Below are 18,336 nucleotides of genomic sequence, written 5' to 3'. Positions count from 1 at the left end.
CGCTGGCTCCGGCAGGGTGCAAGGCCAGCGTATCCCCGGGGAAAGGGCTGTGTCGCATCCAAATCCGACGCCCTACCGCCGCATACGCGCGATAATCAGATGAATGTCAGGGCATCCTCACGTAGAAGATTATAGACAAGGAGTGCGGCACCGACTGGGGGCACTTGCAGCATCATCGACAGGCTGAAGGTATAAAGCGCCAGGTGCATGGGCAGGCTGATGGCCTGCTCCGGATCGATCTCGGTCAATATCTGGCGTAGCTGGGCCAGACGGTTACGCTCGTCATCGCTCTCCTGCGCGACCGCTGGACAAGGCGGCGCGTTGAGGCCCGCCGCAACGAGACGGCCCGATTGCACCCGTATCGCTCTCTTTCTGCAGTTGGGCCGCGCAAACGCCACCTCGGCGTCCTGATGGGCCAGCAGGATATGGGGCGACCAGCTGACGCGCCTCTTCAACGGATCTTCGCCGTAGTTCACGGGGTGATCTCCGGAATCCGGAGCGCTGGGCGCGTCCGTGCTCAGCACGGCCTCGGTCATGAAGTCGATCAGATCGGAATCAATCTGGCGATCCACGTCGCAGCGGAACACGCTGTCCGTCGGGAACCGGGCCTCGGCATGATTGAGAACCCTGTTTGCCATCGCGCTCATGGCCGCATCATCCGGGACAGGCCCCTTGGGCATGGGCGATGGGCCGACGACCATGATCAGATACCAGTTCTTCTTGCGCAGGCCAGGCGCGACCCAGCCTAGGGCAACGCGGAGTGGCCCACGATCAAAGATCGCGATATCGTCGCCATCCCGTGTCAACTGGCTCTGCCCGCCGCCGGCGCGGGACAGTTTCCTGTCGCACTCCCCGACGAGCATCTCGAAACTTATGGGAGGGCGACTGGCAAATTCGAAAGCCGCAGCAGTTCCAGCATATTGCGGGTGCATAATCTATTCCGATCCTGACGATTGTCCACGGAATCAGTTGGCCCTACAATCTAGGGGATATTTAGATTAAATTGTGTCTACTATGTGGGTTTCCCGTTTAAGGCGAGTAACGAGGCGCGTGTATCAGCGTCCTGCCCGTTCAGCCGAATAGGCGATGGCGCGTTGGTAGTTGCCGGAATCGTTCCATGCCGAAAGAGCGCGGAAATTGCCGGTGCCCTCGCCGAATGGCTGCCCTGCGCGCCACCCATTCGCGCGCAGCATGTTGGCGGCCGTGGCCAGCGCATCGGCTGCGCTATAGGGATCGGCGCGGCCGTTGCCATCGGCATCCACTCCGTATTGCAGCCAGTTGCCCGCTAGGAACTGCATATGACCCAGCTCGCCCGAAGGCCCGCCTTGGGTACCCGCGTTGATGATTCCGCGATCCACCAGTTGCAGCGCCGCGATCGCGTGCGGCACAAAGCGCGGATAGCGGCGGCAATAGGACGACAGCGTCACGGCGCCGCTAACGATCGGCGTGCGGCCCATATAACCGCCCCAACTTGTCTCTAGGCCCCAGATCGTGGCCAGAATGCTGGCGGGCACGCCAAACCGCTGCTCGATTGACGAAAAAGTATTCGGGTTGCGCGCGATGCGGTTGCGCACCTGCGCAATGAAGTTGTCCGCAGATGAGCCGGACCGCTTGGCCAGAAACTGCGCCGGATCGCCCTGAAGCGTGCCCGTCTGGCTGGAGGGCTGTGATTCGAAGCGCCACGTGATGTCCGACAGACCTGCCTGCGCTAGTGCCTGAAGTCCCCGTTGGGCCACGCCTTGCGAGGCGGCGGTCTGCGTAAGCGATTGCTTGTATTGATTAAATGCGCCCTTGGAATTGATACATTGGCTCGCTGCAGGTGCGGCGATGAGGGTAGCGAATAGCGAGAGTGCGATGAGGCGCATGAATATCCCCGAGTTGGCTAAAGGTTGAAATTAGCCTAGCGGGTGCGTGTGCCCGTGCCTAGTCGGCCTTGCGCATGAAAAAGGGCGCTCCCAGTGAGCGCCCTTCCAAATCATCGTGCTACAGCATCGTGACAGGCCTTGATCAGCAGCTGTAGTACATTCCGAACTCTACCGGATGCGGTGTCTGATCGTATTTCATGACCTCTTCCATCTTGAGGTTGATATACCCGTCGATCTGGCTTTTGGTGAACACATCGCCAGCCAGCAGATAGTCGTGGTCGGATTGCAATTCCTGCATCGCTTCGCGCAGCGAACCGCAGACGGTGGGGATGCCCTCCAGCTCTTCGGCGGGCAGATCATAGAGGTTCTTGTCCATCGCCTCGCCGGGATCGGTCTTGTTCTTGATCCCGTCCAGACCCGCCATCAGCAGTGCGGCAAAGCACAGATAGGGGTTCGCCGCCGGATCAGGAAAGCGCGCCTCGACCCGCTTGGCCTTGGGCGATTCAGTCCACGGGATACGGACGCAGCCCGACCGGTTGCGCGCGGAATAGGCCCGCAGAACGGGGGCCTCGAAGCCCGGAACCAGCCGCTTGTAGCTGTTGGTCGTGGGGTTGGTGAACGCGTTCAGCGACTTGGCATGTTTCAGGATGCCGCCGATGAACCACAGCGCCTCCTGGCTGAGGTCGGCGTATTTATCGCCTGCAAACAGCGGCTTGCCGTCCTTCCAGATCGACATATTGACGTGCATGCCGCTGCCGTTGTCGCCGTAAATCGGCTTGGGCATGAAGGTCGCCGACTTGCCATAGGCCTGCGCGACGTTGTGGATGACGTATTTGTATTTCTGGATTTCATCGGCTTGCTTGGTCAGCGTGCCGAATATCAGGCCCAGCTCATGCTGGCAGCTGCCAACCTCGTGGTGATGCTTGTCGACCTTCATGCCCAGACGCTTCATCGTCGACAGCATTTCGCTGCGAATGTCATGCGCGTCATCGGTCGGGTTTACCGGGAAATAGCCACCCTTCAGGCCGGGCCGGTGGCCCATGTTGCCCATCTCGTACTGCGTGTCCGAGTTCCACGAACCGTCCTGTGCGTCGACTTCGTAAGACACCTTGTTGACAGTATTGGAAAAGCGCACGTCGTCGAACAGGAAAAATTCGGCCTCCGGTCCCATATAGGCGGTATCGCCGATACCCGAAGATTTCAGATAGGCCTCGGCCTTTTCGGCGGTGCCGCGCGGGTCGCGGTCATAGGGTTCGCCCGTGTCCGGCTCGACGACTGTGCAATGCACGCAGATCGTCTTTTCGGCATAGAACGGGTCGATATAGGCGGTGCTTTCGTCCAGCATCAGCTTCATGTCCGAGGCTTCGATGGATTTCCAGCCTGCGATGCTTGATCCGTCGAACATGAACCCTTCCTCGATGAAATCCTCATCGACCAGATCGGATACTATGGTCACATGCTGAAGCGTGCCGCGCGGATCGGTAAAGCGGACGTCGACATACTCAACGCCCTCGTCCTTGATCGTCTTGAGCAGGGATGCGCTCATTTCGGTATTCCTTCTCGTTGGATAACTTTACAGCGCGTCCGAGCCGGTTTCGCCGGTGCGGATGCGGATGGCCTGTTCTACGGAGCTGACAAAGATCTTGCCGTCGCCGATCTTGTCGGTTTTGGCGGCTTCGACAATTGCCTCGATGGCGCCGTCGACCTGATCGTCGTCCAGCACCACTTCGATCTTCACCTTGGGCAGGAAGTCGACGACATATTCGGCGCCGCGATATAGCTCGGTATGGCCCTTCTGGCGGCCAAATCCCTTGACCTCAATCACGCTGAGGCCCTGAATTCCGGCGTCCTGCAGCGCCTCTTTGACCTCGTCCAGTTTGAATGGTTTGATGATCGCTTCGATCTTTTTCATTGCCGAGGCTCCTTGGTGTGACTGTCTTTGCGCAAGCCAGATCACGCGCGGGCGCGATGCTCAATACCGCGGTGCGGGCTTGTCCCGTCAAGAGCGGATTTGTTTGCGCGGTTGCCCGGAAACTGGGCGCAGTGCTCAATTTTTAGGCAGATGCAAGGCCTGGCCAAGCCATGACAGCTTGCTCGCGGCGGGGCGTCCGGGCACTTTGGCTACGCTAGATCATCTATCGGAGGCCGCCATGGACCGTTCCGCCCGCCATATCACGATGGGCGCCGCCCGCATTCAAACCCTGCGCAAAGAGGGCCGCGCGCATAAATATAACCACGGCCATGCGCTGGTGCTGTCGGGCGGGCCGGGCGCGACAGGCGCGGCGCGACTGGCGACGCGCGCGGCGCTCAGAATCGGAGCGGGGCTGGTCACGCTGGGCGTGCCGCCCGCCGCGCAGCTGGAGGTGGCGATGCACAGCACCGCTGTCATGCTGGCACGGATCGAGGATGCGGATGCGCTGGGTGCCGTGCTGGAGGATGATCGCATTACCGCACTCTGCCTCGGGCCTGGGATGGGCGTTGCGCGCGCTGCCGGGCTGATCAAGGCCGCTTTGACAGCGCCTTCGCGGGCGACGGTTTTGGACGCGGACGCGCTGACGGCGCTGGCGTTGGACGAGGCGTTGATGGGCCTGTTGCACGATCGCTGCGTGCTGACGCCGCATGCCGGCGAATTCGCGCGCCTGTTTCCTGACCTTGCCGAAAGACTTGGCCAAACGCCCCAAAGCAGGCAGGTCCGCACAACGGTCGTTCGCGCTGCGGCGGTACGGGCGGGCTGCACTGTGTTACTCAAAGGTGCCGATACGCTCATCGCTGCGCCGGATGGCCGGTGCAGCATTTCCGAGGCAAGTGCAGGTCGCGCCGCGCCTTGGCTCGCCACCGCAGGGGCGGGCGACGTGCTGGCAGGCTTCGTCGTCGGGCTGATGGCGCGCGGGCATCCACCGATGCATGCGGCGGAAACAGCCGTATGGCTACACGTCGAGGCCGCACGCCGCTTTGGTCCCGGCCTGATCGCCGAGGATCTGCCCGAGGTTTTGCCGCAGGTATTCGCGGGTTTGGGTGTGTGATCGGCTGCCTTTGCCCTTGCTAGGCGGCGTTCATCTGGTCGATTTCGGCGTCATGGCGTATTGCTAATTTCTTATCTGCTCGTTTATTTTGCTGACGATATCCGGAAAATTCGGCAAAAAACGTCCATCTTTCGCAAATCCCCCCGCAGGCGTCGCTAATTTCCCTCTCGCATCGGGCCGCGCGCTGCGCTAGGACGGGCTGGCGCTGCGGGCCCAAAGGGCTGCGCGGCGGCGTGCGGGTGTGGCGGAACTGGTAGACGCACCAGATTTAGGTTCTGGCGCCTTTGGCGTGGGGGTTCGAGTCCCTTCACCCGCACCATATTGAAAACATTGGGTTTTTTGGCTGTGATCTGATCATACCCTGCATGGGTGAGCGAAAGTTTCGCACTCGGTTTCGCACATTCTTGTTCTGATCTTGTTCCGTTCTCACCGGTCGCGGCGCTGCTGTGCCCGCTTCGATGCCGACCTTTGATTGGCTTGGGCGCGATATTTTTGAACCATGGTGAGCGTCTTGTGACCGGTTACGGCCTGAATTTCGGAGTCGCTGCAGCCGGCTTCAGCAAGGAGCCTCGCTGCGGTGTAGCGCCACCCATGCGGGACCAGCCGGTTTGCGCCGTGCATGAGGTCCAAGGCTAGTCTGACGTCCTCTACGGCCTTCTGGGCCGCTCGTTTGCCGATGGGCTGTGTCAGGTTTCGTGCGATGATGTTACGCCCGGCACGGGGAAGCGCCCCGAGATAGGTTTGAAGCCGCGTCGGGCAGTAGACCCAAATCTTGACGCCAGTCTTTTCCTGACAGACAGCCATATACTTGCCGTCGAAATCGTCCCAAGTCATCTTCATGCAGTCACCCAAGCGCTGACCGGTCCCGACGCACAGCTCGTAAACCGTTCTGGCCATCGTGAGTCCTTGCGCTTCGCAATGACGCTCGAATGCATCGAGCTTATCATCCGGCCAAGCTTGGTACTCGCCGCCTTTCAATTTCGGGATGTCGGTGATTGGATTCCGTTCGATCCATTCAAGATCTACGGCCTTTCGACAAAGGATCGATAGAACCGCAAGCCTCTCATTTGCCTTCGACCAAGTATCGACCAGCGCGTCTCGCACGGCGATAGCATCCCGGCGCCGGAATTTCTGAACATCCTTGTCGCCATTCTTCTCGCGGATTGCCTCGCAATGACGGCGATAATTCTCTCGAGTGCCCTTCGCTTTAGTCGTAAACTCGGGGCTTTTGTAGAGTTCGATGATGAGTGCGTTCCAGGTTGTCTTCACGGTGCGGGTCTTTCGACCGGAGCGCATCGTCCAGTATTGTCTGGAAAACTCCTCGCTGTCCGGGTTGTCCGGCAGGCGGAAGCGAGTCTTGCCGCGGCGAAAATAAACGTATTGACGGCCCTTAACCGACTTGAACTCCAAGTAGGGCAGGTCGGGCTTTCTCATGGTTCAAATTCCTCTTCTATCGCCGTGCCGGTCGCCACCGCTTCAAGTTCAGAATAGCGCCAGCGCGCAAAGCCGTGCAAGTCAATTGGCTGGGGCAGCGCGCCAGCATCGACGAGCTTTCGGAACTCCGCACGCTGCATACAAAAAAGCGCAGCGGCGGTCTTTTCGTCGGCAAGGATCAAGGTGGGTTTACAGGGCATGACCATGAACAATTTCAATATCTTCACGGGCAAAGATATCCGGTTCAGGAGAAAGCCCCAAACGTTCTTGAAAGTTATCCACATAAACCGTTCTTGGCGATGCTTGGGGTGGGCTACGCAAGGAGGCTGCGGTTCTGCGAGGCTGACCCCAGTCGCGCGGGCGCGCCTCGACATCGCTCAGGACAGTCCGACGGATCAGGTGACGACGATCGAGTTCGTGACAGTCTACACCGACAAGGAGGGCAACCGATGCGAACGGCCGCTCGATCTCACCGGAGGGGCAGGGTCTGACGGTGAAAGTGACGTCAAAACAATAAGCTATGAGTGAGGCGGCTCATCTTTGAGCGTCCCAATCCCGCGCCAGTCCGCGTACACATCTGCCAAACCCACGTTAGGCAGGTTTGTACATGCTCCACCCAACTCCGAAGTTCGTTGCCTATGAGCGGGTCTCGACCGCACGGCAGGGACGATCGGGTCTTGGTCTGGAGGCGCAACGCAAGGCAATCGATGATTTTGCGGCATCGCGCGGGGCGGACGTCATCGGCCGTTTTACCGAAGTTGAAAGCGGCGGCAAGGATGCCCGGCCCGAGCTCGCCAAAGCTCTGCATCTGGCAAAGCTCACCGGGGCGACGTTGGTCATTGCCAAGCTGGACCGGCTCAGCCGCAATGCGGTGTTCCTGCTGACCCTGCGTGACAGTGGCGCGCGCTTTCTGGCGGTGGACATGCCTGAAGCCAACGATCTGACGGTCGGCATCATGGCCCTCGTGGCCCAGCAGGAGCGCGAGGCGATCGCCCGGCGCACGAAGGAGGCGCTGGCGGCGGCGAAGGCGCGTGGTGTGACGCTCGGCAATCCCAACGGGGCAGCGGCGCTCAAACGGGCAGGGAAGGGGGGCGAGGCGCTCCGGCGAACGGTGAGTGCAAATGCCGACCAGTTCGCCCACGACCTCAAGGCGGTGGTGCAGGATATCCGTGCTCAGGGCCATGAGACGCTGCGCGCCATAGCCGCAGAACTGAACCGACGTAGTATCCTCACGAGGCGTGGAGGGATGTGGCATGTGTCCAGCGTCAGGAACCTGATCCGCAGGATTGATTGTACAGGTGGCGCCGGCAGTTAGCGCGGTTGCTCCATCACGGCAAACAACGGGCTGCGGGCTGAACAAAAAGGTCGAGAACTCTCACCGGCCGTTCCGACGACGGGAGCGGCGATGCTGCGCTTTCGAAAGATGCGTAGCATGGAAAAATTAATCGCCGTCCAGGCCCCCAGTCCACAACCATTTCAGTCAAGAACGGGCATTGTTGCACAAATCCTGCGGGGGATTCATCTTTTGAATCCAGCGTGGTAGCTGACGGGCATGAGCAGACCCACACCTCCGACCTATAAGACTACGAACTGGCCTGCCTATAACGACGCGCTCAAGCGCCGTGGGTCGCTGACGATCTGGTTCGATCCCGAGATGTGCTGTGACGCAGTGCCCACCGGCAAGCGCGGCCGCCAGCCGACCTACAGCGATGCCGCCGTCCAGACATGTCTGACGATGAAAGTGCTATTCGGCATGGCATTGCGCCAGACGACTGGTTTCGTCGATAGCCTACTGAGACTGATCGGGCTGGATTGGGACGTGCCGGATTTCAGCACCTTAAGCCGCCGTCAGAAGACGCTCGCAGTGAACATCCCCTATCGAGGCTCGCATGGCCCGTTGCACCTGCTGGTCGACAGCACGGGCATCAAGGTGGAGGGTGAAGGCGAGTGGCATGCGCGCAAACATCCCTTTCGTGCATTGCTGCGCAATACCCTGCCGGGCAGCGGGCGGCGCCAAGCGGCGCGTCTGGCGCAAGATCCATCTTGGGATCGACGAAGAAACGTTGGAGGTTCGGGCAGTCGAGATTACCGGAAGCCACATTGGGGACGCGCCGGTGCTGCCCGACCTTCTGGGCCAGATCCCGCCCGACGAGGAGATCGGCAGCGTAACTGCTGACGGCGCCTATGACACGCGAAATTGCCACGATGCCATTGCAGATCGAGGTGCCCATGCCGTCATCCCGCCACGCAGAAACGCCAGACCCTGGAAGCCAGCGACGGCAGGCGTCATCGCACGCAACGAGGCCCTGCGAGCGTCGAAATACCTGGGACGCGCGATCTGGCGAAACTGGAGCGGATACCACCGCCGGAGCCGTGCCGAGACCAAGATGCACTGCATGAAACTTTTGGGCCAGCGGCTCCTTCTCGTGGTTTGCAGGCAAACCATTGCCGGGCAGCGCATGGCACGGGACTTCGACCGGCAGGTCGCCGAGGTCCAAGTCCGTATCGCCATCATGAACGGCTATACCGCGCTCGGCATACCCGTCACGAAAACTGTGGGATAACTGTGTCCGGGAAAGGGGCACTCCGGTCAGCAAGTGCTTTGTGCAACAAAGCCCCAAAAATCGCCGCTACTGGTGAAAAGCTCTGAATTTTTCAGGAAACTGGACGAACTTTTGTTCACACAGAAGCAGCGATGAATTTGGTGATGTGGTTCGGCTAAAACTGCCATAAGGCGCAAGGTGGTAACCTCTGTTGCTGTCATGGGCGTTGCCACTGGACTTTGACAGGAAGCGCGCAGCCAGCACATCTTCAATGGCTTGAAATTATAGATCTTTTTTTACCAGTGTCAGTGATTTATGGAATATGGACTTTGCAAATAAAACAGCAGCTTGGAGCTGTTTTACCACCCAGTTGACAATAGCAACTTGCCTATTATTACCATGGTAACCAAATATGGGAACCACTCAATGTCAACCACGCTATTCATTTTTGCCGAAATCAAACCGAAGCCAGAACATTTCAAGGAGGCCCAGCAAGCCATCATCGGAATTCTGGACCAAACCCGCGCTGAAAGCGGCTGCCGTTCGTTCAATCTGTTCGAAGCACCTGATCAGGATACGTTGTATCTCTTCGAGGAATGGCAGGATCAGGACGCGCTCGATCAGCATCATGCCGAACCTTACACGTCCGCTGTTTTCAAAGCTTACGAAGGATGGTTGGCGGAACCGCCCCGTATCCTGCCGTTGCATGGTCTGAAGTAGCATGTTCTTTCTTCGGGAATTGCCTACACGGATGATGATCGACGGTTACGTGTCGGCAACTGGTGCGGGCGACGTGGATACCGTGGCGCAAGCACTCTCGATGATGCGCGAGGCAAGCCAGCTAGAGCGCTTGTTGGACGCCTACTTTGGTGGCCATAACCTGTCACAGTTGAAGTTCCATATCCTGATCGTGATAGACCGCGAGCCAGACACGGACAGTCTTCGTCAAGGCGAAATCAATCAACGGTTGGACATATCCAAGCCGGTCCTGCACCGGACAGTGGCTGCGCTGCTGAAAGACAAATTGCTCCTACGCCGTGACGATCCTGAGGATTCACGCGCCCATCGTCTGGCCCTGACGGACGAAGGCAAGACAGTGCTTGCAGCAATCCTGCCCGGCTATTTTGAAACCATTTCCGATTTTATGGGAAAGCAGCCATGACGCGTCTTCTAACAGTCTTCTTTGCATGGATCGCCGTCTACGTCGCTGTCATCGCTACCTTAATGGGGTTTCAGCGGGCAGACTTAAATATGCCGCTACCAGCGTAGACATTTCTTCTTACAGCCGTTCTTGTGCCGACGATGATTTTTACCCTTGGTCCATTCGCAGCAACGCTCACGCAAAGCGTAATTCGAAAGTTCGGTTCGGCAGATCATCGAGCCCTGCGCTAGCGCTAAAACCATCGTATTCGCCTGTGACAGAGACATATGGTTTTGGCCGAATCTTACTTGTGCGCTGGAAGCTCAGTTTGAACCTTGCACAACGAGGTCGGTTTCTGCCGCAACAGTTTTCATAATCCAATCGGCACAGCATTTCGCGTTCTCTGACAGCCGATCAAAGCTGCGGCTCGCGAGCCAGTACGATCCACCAACGATAGATATGTCGAAAGGCCGCACAAGATCGCCAGTCTCGACGACACTTTTATCAAAAAGATCATCGAGAAGAACAACACCCTGACCGTTTAGCGCGGCTTGCAGCATGACCGCACTGTCATTGAACATCGTTCCACGCTCAACCTGCGCCACCTTCACGCCTGCTGCCGCAAACCAATGGCACCAATCATCGCGATTATCTTCGTGAAGACGCGACAATGCCAAAAGACTTGCGGGTGTGCTGATGTCGATTGATGCTGCCAATGCTGGGGAAAGATATGCGGAAAGACGGGTATCACAGAGCTTGCGCACTTCGACCCTGGCCCAACTGCTGCGCTCTCTTGCGAACCTGATCGCCAGCGTTGTGCCATCGTTTCCAAAATCGACCATTTGTGACTCTGCGTTTAGGACGACATCAACATTTGGCGCGATTTCCTGAAAGGCGAAGAGCTTTGGAGCTAGCCAACAGGCAGCAAAGCCTGGCTCAGAGCTTATCAGGATCGTTTCCAGTTTTGGCGAGCTTATATCGCCGAGGGCATCGGCTATTCCGTCGAAAGCCTGTGTCAGCGCCAGAAGAAGATGCTGACCCTGCGGCGTCAGTCGCACGCCGCGATGGATGCGCTCAAACAACATGATACCTATTTGAGCTTCAAGCTCCTTGATCTGGCGGCTGACGGCTGCTTGGGAGACGTGCAGCTCGGCTGCGGCCAAAGAGATGCTTTCCGCCCTTCCGGCAGCTTCGAATGCGCGCAATGCTGTTAGCGGAAGGCGTCCTCGTCTCATCTCACATAACCTGTTGTTAATTTAAGCGGACGGTAAACTCGTTTGAGCAGCAAGCGCAAGTGGCCGCTTCTGTTACACAGGAGGTAGAAAAATGTGGAAACAAATTATGGAAATTTGGGTGGATACGGCTCTTTTACTGACCTTCCAAAAGCCAAGTTACAAACAGAAGTCTCATCGGCAGGATAAGAACAGAGACCGCTAGTCAATAATTTGGCAGCGTGATCGTCGATGTCAGTAACGGTGGTTATCGCCGGTGACAGAAACGACTGAGTTTTTGTAAAATGCCACGCTGCATCCGAGGTGTGTTTTGAACCCAATATGTCGAATCCTGCGCCCTGCTCAGTGGCCGAGAAGCGCGAACTGGCCGGTCGCAAAATGCCACCAAGACCTTCTTACTTCACTGGAACGATTTCACCGAGCCTCGCGGGCAAATCCGCCAGAAGTTTCTCGCGACTTTCTCCGGCGCGTGCCCTGAACGCCTGCCCCTGCATCATGTCCATCATCAACCGCGCTTTCGCGTCGGCGGGGTAGGTAGGGGGAAGATCGCCGCGCTTCTTGAAACGCTCCAAGCCGTCTTCCAGGTGTTTTTCGGCGGAGAGCATTCCGTTCTTGAGAAATGCCTGAACCTCAGGATTCGCCTCGGCAACAGTGGCCGCGCAACAGGCGAAAAGACAGCCTTTGGCAGCCGACCCCGAGCGCGTATTGTTCCTCAGAGCCGTTTCCAGAAACGCCTGTACAGCGGCTTTAGCGCTTGTTGCTGCATCGAAAGCCCTCAATGGGTCGGTACCAACACCTTTACCATACTGTTCCAGTGCGGAGAGAAACAGCGCCTGCTTATCACCAAAAGTAGCATAAAGGCTTGGTCGGTTGATGCCCATCGCGTGGGTAAGATCGTCAAGCGATGCGCCCTCAAATCCTTTCGCCCAGAAAACCTCGACTGCGCCGTTCAGCGCTACGTCCCGTTCGAACTTTCGTGGCCTTCCCGGCTTCTTTTGTACCATTTAATACAAATCCCTTGACTCAATCAGCTACAGCTAATTATATACCAAACAGTATGAATTAAAAGGCGAGAAAATGTCAGAGCAAAATTCACCTACATATCTGAAAATCAACACGAGTGGCCGCACGGAGAGATCCGTCTCACGGCGCCTCGTTGATGCGCTGGTCAGCAGGCTGCTTGAGAAGGCACCGGATGCGAATGTCATTGAACGCGATGTCTCAAAGGGTGTCGAGTTTGTTGATGACCTCTGGATCGGCGCAAACTTCACGGCAGACGGTGATCGCACCGCCGATCAAAGCGCGCGACTTGCAAATTCTGACAGCATGGTCGGGGAACTGACGGATGCCGACATTCTTGTTATCGGCCTGCCGATCTACAACTTCGGCATTCCTGCTGCGCTCAAGGCTTGGGTCGACCAGATTGCGCGCTCCGGCCTGACGTTCACCTACACAGAGGATGGCCCAAAGGGCTGCTGATTGGAAAAAGGGCCTACCTGGTTATCACATCGGGGGGTACGGCGATCGACAGCGAGATCGACTTTGCGACAGGTTACTTGCGCCATATCCTTGGCTTCATCGGGATCACAGGCGTAACTGTTATTCCGGCGGATAGATTGATGATGGACGAGACGTCACAACTGGCAGCCGCCAATGCACATATTAAGGCGGCGTGATATGTCGATGTGGTCGCTGACTGAAACGGTTAAGACAAGCGCAGGATCGGCTGCCGCCGGTAGCGCGGGCCACGGACCAGACCTTGTTCTGGCACATGGCTGGCCGTGGTCATCCTTCTCATGGCATAGAATAATTCCCGCGCTCGCAAGACGATATCGCGTCCATTGGTTTGACATGCCCGGATACGGGCAATCAGAAAAACACGCGGATCAGCGCACCTCGCTCGATGTTCAGGGCGAAGTGTTCGCGGAAATGCTGGACCATTGGAGCCTGTCGCGTCCCTCTGTCATCGCGCATGATTTTGGTGGGGCGACGACCCTGCGCGCGCACCTTCTGCATGGCTGCGAATTCGAGAAATACGTTTTGATGAACGTCGTCGCGATGCGGCCTTGGGGGTCGGAGTTTTTTGAACATGTCGGGCGGCATGTTGATGCCTTTGCTGGGCTTCCCCCGCATATCCACAAGGCAGTGGTCGAGGCCTATATCCAAGGGGCGCTCGTCAATGAAATCGATCCGGATGATTTTGCCCAACTCGTCGCGCCTTGGCTGAGCGAAGAGGGGCGCGGAAGCTTTTACCGACAGTTCGCCCAGGCGGATGAACGTTATACGGAAGAGATCGAGCCAATGTTTGGGGACATCCGATGTCCCGTCAAAATTCTTTGGGGCGAAGATGATCCGTGGATTCCTCTTGAACGGGGGAAAGCCCTACATGAACGGATACCACACGCGTCGTTTCAGGCGCTTCCCGGCGTCGGCCACATGCCACAGCTTGAAGCGGTAGACCGGACCCTTGAGGTACTGGCTGAATTTTTAGGAAGTGATGCCTGATCAACATAATTCGTCCGGCGAGCGTCGGGACAAATATTGAAGGACAAACCATGCAGAAAATCAAAGGTAGTTGCCTATGTGGCGGAGTTGCGTTCGAGGTGACAAACGCGTTCGATAAGCTGTTTTTCTGTAGCTGCGACCAATGCAGACAGATCACCGGGTCCGCGTTTGCATCAAACCTGTTCGCAGCGGCCGAGAGCTTCGTGTGGCTCAGCGGCGCTGACGACATTGTCACCTATCAGGTGCCGGGGCGCGATATCTCCAAATCATTTTGCCGGATCTGCGGCTGCGGCGTTCCCTGGCCCAGCAGTGATGGATCAAAGATGGTCGTTCCAGCAGGTTCGCTGAGCAGGGAACCGGACTTTGCCGAACGGGTCAGAATTTTCGTTTCTGAACAACCAAACTGGTCGACTGGCATTGAACGGGTCAGCGCACATGACAGGTTTCCGGCATAGGCAGTCGAACTCCACCTGCCACATGAAATTTAGACAATTTGACGAAAACAGACGAGGATACTGAAATGACAAAGGCGATCAATCTTTCCAACAAGCTCGACACCTTCGACGAACACTGGTCACCCCGCACGGTCTCGGAATTCAACGGGCATGACATTATGGTCGTGAAGGTCCACGGCGAACTGAACTGGCATATTCATGACGACAGCGATGATTTCTTCATGGTTCTGAAAGGCGAACTCGACGTCGAAATGCGTGACAAGACCGTCACCCTGGGGGTTGGCGAAGTCTATGTAGTGCCGAAGGGCGTTGAACATCGAACTGTCGCAAAATCCGAGACGCACCTTTTGTTAATAGAACCAACGGGAACGCCGAATACAGGGGATGTGACCACGGCTGCCAAGCGAAAGCTGGCATAGCCAATTCGCAGATAAAGCGCTCCAAGCGGGCGAGTGACCCGTTATGACAGATGCCCGAAGGTGTTCCTGTCCGCGTGCGCATTGGCCGCAGTCGTCATGTTCTGGTTATGAATCCTAAAAATATCGCATAAGCGGTGACTGGCAAGTTATCTGAAGTTAGAAGCAACTTGACAAGCTACACGTCAAGGTTGATACTTCTGTCATGACAGAAATTACCGATACATCAGGCTCAGCCGCAAAATCTCAGTTCATCCTGTATTGGGGTGATATGGGCGGGCAATGGGGTGTGAACCGCTCAGTTGCACAAATTCAAGCGCTCCTGTTCCTCAGCACCACCCCGCTGAATGCCGAACAAATCTCAGAAGAGCTTGGCATCGCCCGCTCCAACGTTTCCAATTCATTGAAAGAACTGGTGGCTTGGAAGTTGATCCGCCGCGTTCCCGTGCATGGGGATCGCCGCGAGCATTTCGAGGCCGAGGTCGACGTTTGGGAAATCGCAACCCGCATCGCCCAAGGCCGCAAAGAGCGCGAGATTGATCCCGCCATGCGCGTGATTGCAGATTGCGTTGCCGCAGCCGAGGCTGAAAGTGGGTTGAATCCCATTGTCCTAAAACGCATGAAAGACATGCAGGACTTTTTGGGCACGGTTGATACTTGGTACGGTCAAATGATCGCCGTGCCGAAAGCGAAGTTGAACCTGTTGATGAAGATGGGGTCCAAGGTCGTATCATTGCTTACTATAACTGGCAAAAAATCAGAATAATACGGAGTCTATTTTTGCCAACACTTCTGTCAATACAGAAATACCTGATATTGCCGACAAGGTTAAGACCATGCAAGTGAACCCCATCATTCGCCCCGACCTGCCACAAAAAGACAACCGTTTTAGCGCGCTTGTTGGCGCGGACAAATGGCTCCAACTGCCTCAGGCGATCCGTCAACGTTTCGGCAAGCGCGTCAAGGGGGGCGACAGTGTCGCTTACCAAGGCATTGTGACGGAAATGAACATGAATTGGGCTGGCTTTATCTTGGCCCACGCCGCACGGATTTTAGGCGCTCCGCTACCCTATGACATGAGTTGCGTGGGCCAACCCGCTGTTGTGACCGTGACCGAAGATATTGCGGGTAACGGGCAATTCTGGATCCGCCAATACGGACGGCAGGCCGGGTTTCCCCAAGTCGTCCACAGTTCCAAGCGGTTCGCGGGGCCGACCGGACTAGAAGAATACATCGGCTTTGGGATCGGTATGGCGCTGAATGTCGAAGCCGCGGAGCATGCCCTCATGTTCAAAAGCGACCACTATTTTCTGTCGATCTTTGGTCGGCATATACGTTTGCCTAAGGTCATCAGTCCCGGCGATCTGGTCATTGGCCACCATGATTTGGGCGATGGTAAATTTCGGTTCTCTTTATGCCTCAAGGCCTGGCTGTTTGGTGAAATGCTCAGTCAGGATGCCGTTTTCAGGGATGCCAAGAAATGAAACAAAACATGGCAATTTGGGTCTTCGATAGCCAATGCGTCCTGTGCGATGGCGGCGTTCAATACACGCTGCGGCATGAAAAGGCGGCCAGCATCCGGTTTGTCGCTATTCAATCATCCGAAGGTCGCGCGCTTGCGAAACAGCATGGCGTCGATCCCGATGACCCGAGCACATTCTTGTTCATCGAGAACGGAGTGGCACTTGAAAAATCCGATGCGGTTATTGCACTGTCTCGTCATCTGAACGGCCCGTCACGGTTCGTCCCGTTGACAAAAATACTCCCCAAGGGGATGCGTGACTTTGCATATGGGATCGTCGCAAAGCACAGGTACCGGCTGTTTGGAAAGATGGACGTCTGTATGCTCCCCAACGCCGCCAATATACATAGGTTTACACTCTGATGGACCGACGCATTCTTATCATGGGCGGCACCGGCGTATTCGGCAAACGCCTTGCGCGGCATCTCGCGACGTTTGGCGGAATTGAGTTGTTTATATCTTCGCGCACAGCCGCAAAAGCACAGACTTTTGTTCAATCGTTGAAAACCAAAACACCAGATCTCAAGGCGCAAGGTGTCGCCATCGACCACCGCAAAAACCTTGATGCGCAACTTGTGGCAATCAAACCCTTTGCGGTGATTGACTGCTCCGGCCCCTTTCAAACGGCTAACTACGATGCGGCACAGACCATTCTCAAGGCTGGGGCGCATCTGATCGATCTGGCTGACGCGCGCGACTACCTTGCAAATTTTACCCAACAACTGGACGCGTTGGCCCGCGAGAGCAATGTCGCCGCCTTGACCGGCGCCAGTACAACACCCACGCTTTCGTCCTGCGTCGTCGAGCATGTCACACGTAACTGGCAACGCATCGACACGATCGATATCTGCATTACGCCGGGGGGCAAAAGTGAGGTGGGCCGCTCAGTCATTGAGGCGATCTTAAGCTATGCAGGCAAACGCATTCCGATCTGGGTAGACGGGCACTTAACCCAAACAACTGGCTGGACCGGTGCAAAGATCGTCAACATTCCCAAATTGGGCAGGCGGCGCGTCGCCCCGGTTGAGACCTATGATGCCGAATACCTCGGACCGCGCCACAACGTACAATCGCGTGTGGCGTTCTCGGCTGGCCTGGAGTCCGCGATTGAGCAACGCGGGATTGAGATCATCGCGACCTTGCGCAAATACAAGCTATTCCCAAGCCCTCTCACATTGATCCCGTTGCTCTTGAAAGCACGACTGATCACCCGCATTCCAACATCTGACCAAGGCGGGATGCTGGTCGAAATCTCCGGCCTTGATGCGTCGGGGCAGTTTACGCAGACGAAATGGTCGCTCTTGGCCAAGAATGACCACGGGCCGTTCATCCCCGTCTTGCCCGCAGCGACAGCACTTCAAAAACTGTTAGAAAATGAGGTCCCATCAGGCGCTTTTCTGGCCAACCAGCACATGGCCTTACCTGACATTCTGACCCAGATGACCCCATATGAAATCGTGAGTCAAACCGAAGTGTCACATGCCAACCAAAGTGCCATCGAGGCGTATCTGGGGGTGGAGCAATTTGGCAGGCTACCCCAGGCGCTTAAGGAGTTTCATGGGCAAGACTCCCCACCGATATGGTCAGGTCAAGCGACTGTTCAAAGGGGGTCAAATGGGTTTGCAAAAGCGCTAGCGTGGGCATTCGGCTTTCCAGAAGCGGGCGTGTCCGTTCCCCTGACTGTGCGTGTCGATCGCACTTTATCCCATACCGGCAATCCCGTTGAGCGCTGGACCAGGATTTTTGCCAGTAAATCATTGTCATCAGTGTTGCAGCGCCAAGCTGACGGCAGCTTTTCAGAACAATTTTCGCCCTTTACATTCACGTTGGGATTAAATGTCGACGAACAGCTGATCAGAATGCCCGTAACGAAGTGGACGATCGGCAAGGTACCACTGCCCATGTCACTCTCACCGCAGTCGGATACGAAAGAATTTCAGGACGCACATGGGCGTTTCAATTTTGATGTGCGTCTGACGGTTCCATTCATAGGTCTCCTCGCTCATTATCGCGGATGGCTAATACCCACTTCAGCGTAGCCAACCTCACTGGTCATTTGATATCGGAGAGGTTCATTGAAGCTGTGCGTAAATTCCGATCTCATCTTAGTTGGGACCTACAATAGATTGCGGGTATGGATTGGGGTAGACGTCCGCTTCCCGGAAGAAGTCGTTGAACCTACCGAGATCAAGGTCCGTTT

At 56.7% G+C, this 18,336-nt stretch carries 19 protein-coding genes, 1 tRNA gene and 2 pseudogenes; 14 read left to right on the top strand and 8 right to left on the bottom strand.

Annotation, left to right across the window (positions count from 1 at the left end; all coding sequences use genetic code 11):
- Positions 1 to 95: 95 nt before the first annotated feature.
- The 4 genes from U3654_RS13535 to U3654_RS13520 form a co-directional block, all read right to left on the bottom strand.
- The gene (locus U3654_RS13535) at positions 96 to 806 is read right to left on the bottom strand and encodes a hypothetical protein (RefSeq protein ID WP_324752068.1); all 711 of its coding nucleotides are present in this window, start codon (positions 804 to 806) and stop codon (positions 96 to 98) included.
- Between the two features lie 249 nt (positions 807 to 1,055).
- Positions 1,056 to 1,865, bottom strand: a complete 810-nt coding sequence (locus tag U3654_RS13530; protein ID WP_324752067.1) for a lytic murein transglycosylase — start codon at positions 1,863 to 1,865, stop codon at positions 1,056 to 1,058.
- 142 nt (positions 1,866 to 2,007) lie between these two features.
- Positions 2,008 to 3,411: a type I glutamate--ammonia ligase gene (glnA, locus tag U3654_RS13525; protein WP_324752066.1), complete on the bottom strand. Its 1,404-nt coding sequence runs from the start codon at positions 3,409 to 3,411 to the stop codon at positions 2,008 to 2,010.
- A gap of 27 nt (positions 3,412 to 3,438) precedes the next feature.
- Positions 3,439 to 3,777, bottom strand: a complete 339-nt coding sequence (locus U3654_RS13520) for a P-II family nitrogen regulator (protein WP_324752065.1) — start codon at positions 3,775 to 3,777, stop codon at positions 3,439 to 3,441.
- Between the two features lie 238 nt (positions 3,778 to 4,015).
- Here U3654_RS13520 and U3654_RS13515 point away from each other — a divergent pair, with 238 nt between their 5' ends.
- Positions 4,016 to 4,888 (top strand): NAD(P)H-hydrate dehydratase, encoded by an 873-nt coding sequence (locus U3654_RS13515; protein WP_416384516.1) that lies wholly within the window; start codon positions 4,016 to 4,018, stop codon positions 4,886 to 4,888.
- Positions 4,889 to 5,123: 235 nt separating this feature from the next.
- A tRNA-Leu gene (locus U3654_RS13510) sits at positions 5,124 to 5,207 on the top strand.
- A 107-nt stretch (positions 5,208 to 5,314) separates the two neighbouring features.
- Here U3654_RS13510 and U3654_RS13505 read toward each other — a convergent pair.
- Both U3654_RS13505 and U3654_RS13500 read right to left on the bottom strand, forming a co-directional pair.
- A complete protein-coding gene (locus U3654_RS13505) occupies positions 5,315 to 6,322 on the bottom strand; it encodes a tyrosine-type recombinase/integrase (protein ID WP_324752064.1) in 1,008 nt (335 codons plus the stop codon).
- The gene (locus U3654_RS13500) at positions 6,319 to 6,606 is read right to left on the bottom strand and encodes a hypothetical protein (protein WP_324752063.1); all 288 of its coding nucleotides are present in this window, start codon (positions 6,604 to 6,606) and stop codon (positions 6,319 to 6,321) included. Before U3654_RS13500 ends, U3654_RS13505 begins: the two co-directional genes overlap by 4 nt.
- A 323-nt stretch (positions 6,607 to 6,929) precedes the next feature.
- Here U3654_RS13500 and U3654_RS13495 point away from each other — a divergent pair, with 323 nt between their 5' ends.
- From U3654_RS13495 to U3654_RS13480, 4 genes and pseudogenes are all read left to right on the top strand, one after another.
- The gene (locus U3654_RS13495; RefSeq protein WP_324752062.1) at positions 6,930 to 7,637 is read left to right on the top strand and encodes a recombinase family protein; all 708 of its coding nucleotides are present in this window, start codon (positions 6,930 to 6,932) and stop codon (positions 7,635 to 7,637) included.
- Between the two features lie 237 nt (positions 7,638 to 7,874).
- Positions 7,875 to 8,886 (top strand): annotated as a pseudogene (locus U3654_RS13490) (IS5 family transposase).
- 405 nt (positions 8,887 to 9,291) lie between these two features.
- Positions 9,292 to 9,585 carry a putative quinol monooxygenase gene (locus U3654_RS13485; protein ID WP_324752061.1) on the top strand — a complete coding sequence of 98 codons (294 nt, stop codon included), beginning with the start codon at positions 9,292 to 9,294 and terminating at the stop codon, positions 9,583 to 9,585.
- A gap of 31 nt (positions 9,586 to 9,616) precedes the next feature.
- Positions 9,617 to 10,027 carry a MarR family winged helix-turn-helix transcriptional regulator gene (locus U3654_RS13480; RefSeq protein WP_324752060.1) on the top strand — a complete coding sequence of 137 codons (411 nt, stop codon included), beginning with the start codon at positions 9,617 to 9,619 and terminating at the stop codon, positions 10,025 to 10,027.
- 302 nt (positions 10,028 to 10,329) lie between these two features.
- Here the strand turns inward: U3654_RS13480 and U3654_RS13475 are convergent, their stop codons facing one another.
- Together U3654_RS13475 and U3654_RS13470 are read right to left on the bottom strand one after the other, a co-directional pair.
- Positions 10,330 to 11,241 (bottom strand): LysR substrate-binding domain-containing protein, encoded by a 912-nt coding sequence (locus tag U3654_RS13475; protein ID WP_324752059.1) that lies wholly within the window; start codon positions 11,239 to 11,241, stop codon positions 10,330 to 10,332.
- Between the two features lie 392 nt (positions 11,242 to 11,633).
- Positions 11,634 to 12,242, bottom strand: coding sequence for a TetR/AcrR family transcriptional regulator (locus U3654_RS13470; protein WP_324752058.1), 609 nt, complete (start codon positions 12,240 to 12,242; stop codon positions 11,634 to 11,636).
- 73 nt (positions 12,243 to 12,315) lie between these two features.
- Between U3654_RS13470 and U3654_RS13465 the strand changes: the two are divergent.
- The 8 genes and pseudogenes from U3654_RS13465 to U3654_RS13430 all read left to right on the top strand — a co-directional run bounded on the left by U3654_RS13465 (position 12,316) and on the right by U3654_RS13430 (position 18,175).
- A pseudogene (locus U3654_RS13465) lies at positions 12,316 to 12,914 on the top strand (FMN-dependent NADH-azoreductase).
- The gene (locus U3654_RS13460; protein WP_324752057.1) at positions 12,892 to 13,743 is read left to right on the top strand and encodes an alpha/beta hydrolase; all 852 of its coding nucleotides are present in this window, start codon (positions 12,892 to 12,894) and stop codon (positions 13,741 to 13,743) included. The pseudogene U3654_RS13465 and the gene U3654_RS13460 overlap by 23 nt, the downstream one beginning before the upstream one ends.
- Positions 13,744 to 13,793: 50 nt before the next feature.
- On the top strand, positions 13,794 to 14,198 hold the full coding sequence (locus tag U3654_RS13455; protein WP_324752056.1) for a GFA family protein: 405 nt from the start codon (positions 13,794 to 13,796) through the stop codon (positions 14,196 to 14,198).
- A gap of 65 nt (positions 14,199 to 14,263) precedes the next feature.
- A complete protein-coding gene (locus tag U3654_RS13450) occupies positions 14,264 to 14,617 on the top strand; it encodes a cupin domain-containing protein (protein ID WP_324752055.1) in 354 nt (117 codons plus the stop codon).
- Positions 14,618 to 14,819: 202 nt separating this feature from the next.
- Positions 14,820 to 15,380: a GbsR/MarR family transcriptional regulator gene (locus U3654_RS13445; RefSeq protein ID WP_324752054.1), complete on the top strand. Its 561-nt coding sequence runs from the start codon at positions 14,820 to 14,822 to the stop codon at positions 15,378 to 15,380.
- A gap of 70 nt (positions 15,381 to 15,450) precedes the next feature.
- Positions 15,451 to 16,098: a DUF4166 domain-containing protein gene (locus U3654_RS13440; protein WP_324752053.1), complete on the top strand. Its 648-nt coding sequence runs from the start codon at positions 15,451 to 15,453 to the stop codon at positions 16,096 to 16,098.
- On the top strand, positions 16,095 to 16,499 hold the full coding sequence (locus tag U3654_RS13435) for a thiol-disulfide oxidoreductase DCC family protein (protein ID WP_324752052.1): 405 nt from the start codon (positions 16,095 to 16,097) through the stop codon (positions 16,497 to 16,499). Before U3654_RS13440 ends, U3654_RS13435 begins: the two co-directional genes overlap by 4 nt.
- The gene (locus tag U3654_RS13430; protein ID WP_324752051.1) at positions 16,499 to 18,175 is read left to right on the top strand and encodes a DUF4166 domain-containing protein; all 1,677 of its coding nucleotides are present in this window, start codon (positions 16,499 to 16,501) and stop codon (positions 18,173 to 18,175) included. The genes U3654_RS13435 and U3654_RS13430 overlap by 1 nt, the downstream gene beginning before the upstream one ends.
- Positions 18,176 to 18,336: the final 161 nt, after the last annotated feature.

Origin of the sequence: Roseovarius sp. Pro17 (genome assembly GCF_035599575.1) — a bacterium.
Classification (GTDB): domain Bacteria; phylum Pseudomonadota; class Alphaproteobacteria; order Rhodobacterales; family Rhodobacteraceae; genus Roseovarius.
Note: the sequence above shows the minus strand (reverse complement) of the source record. Positions and strands in the feature narration are given on the sequence as shown.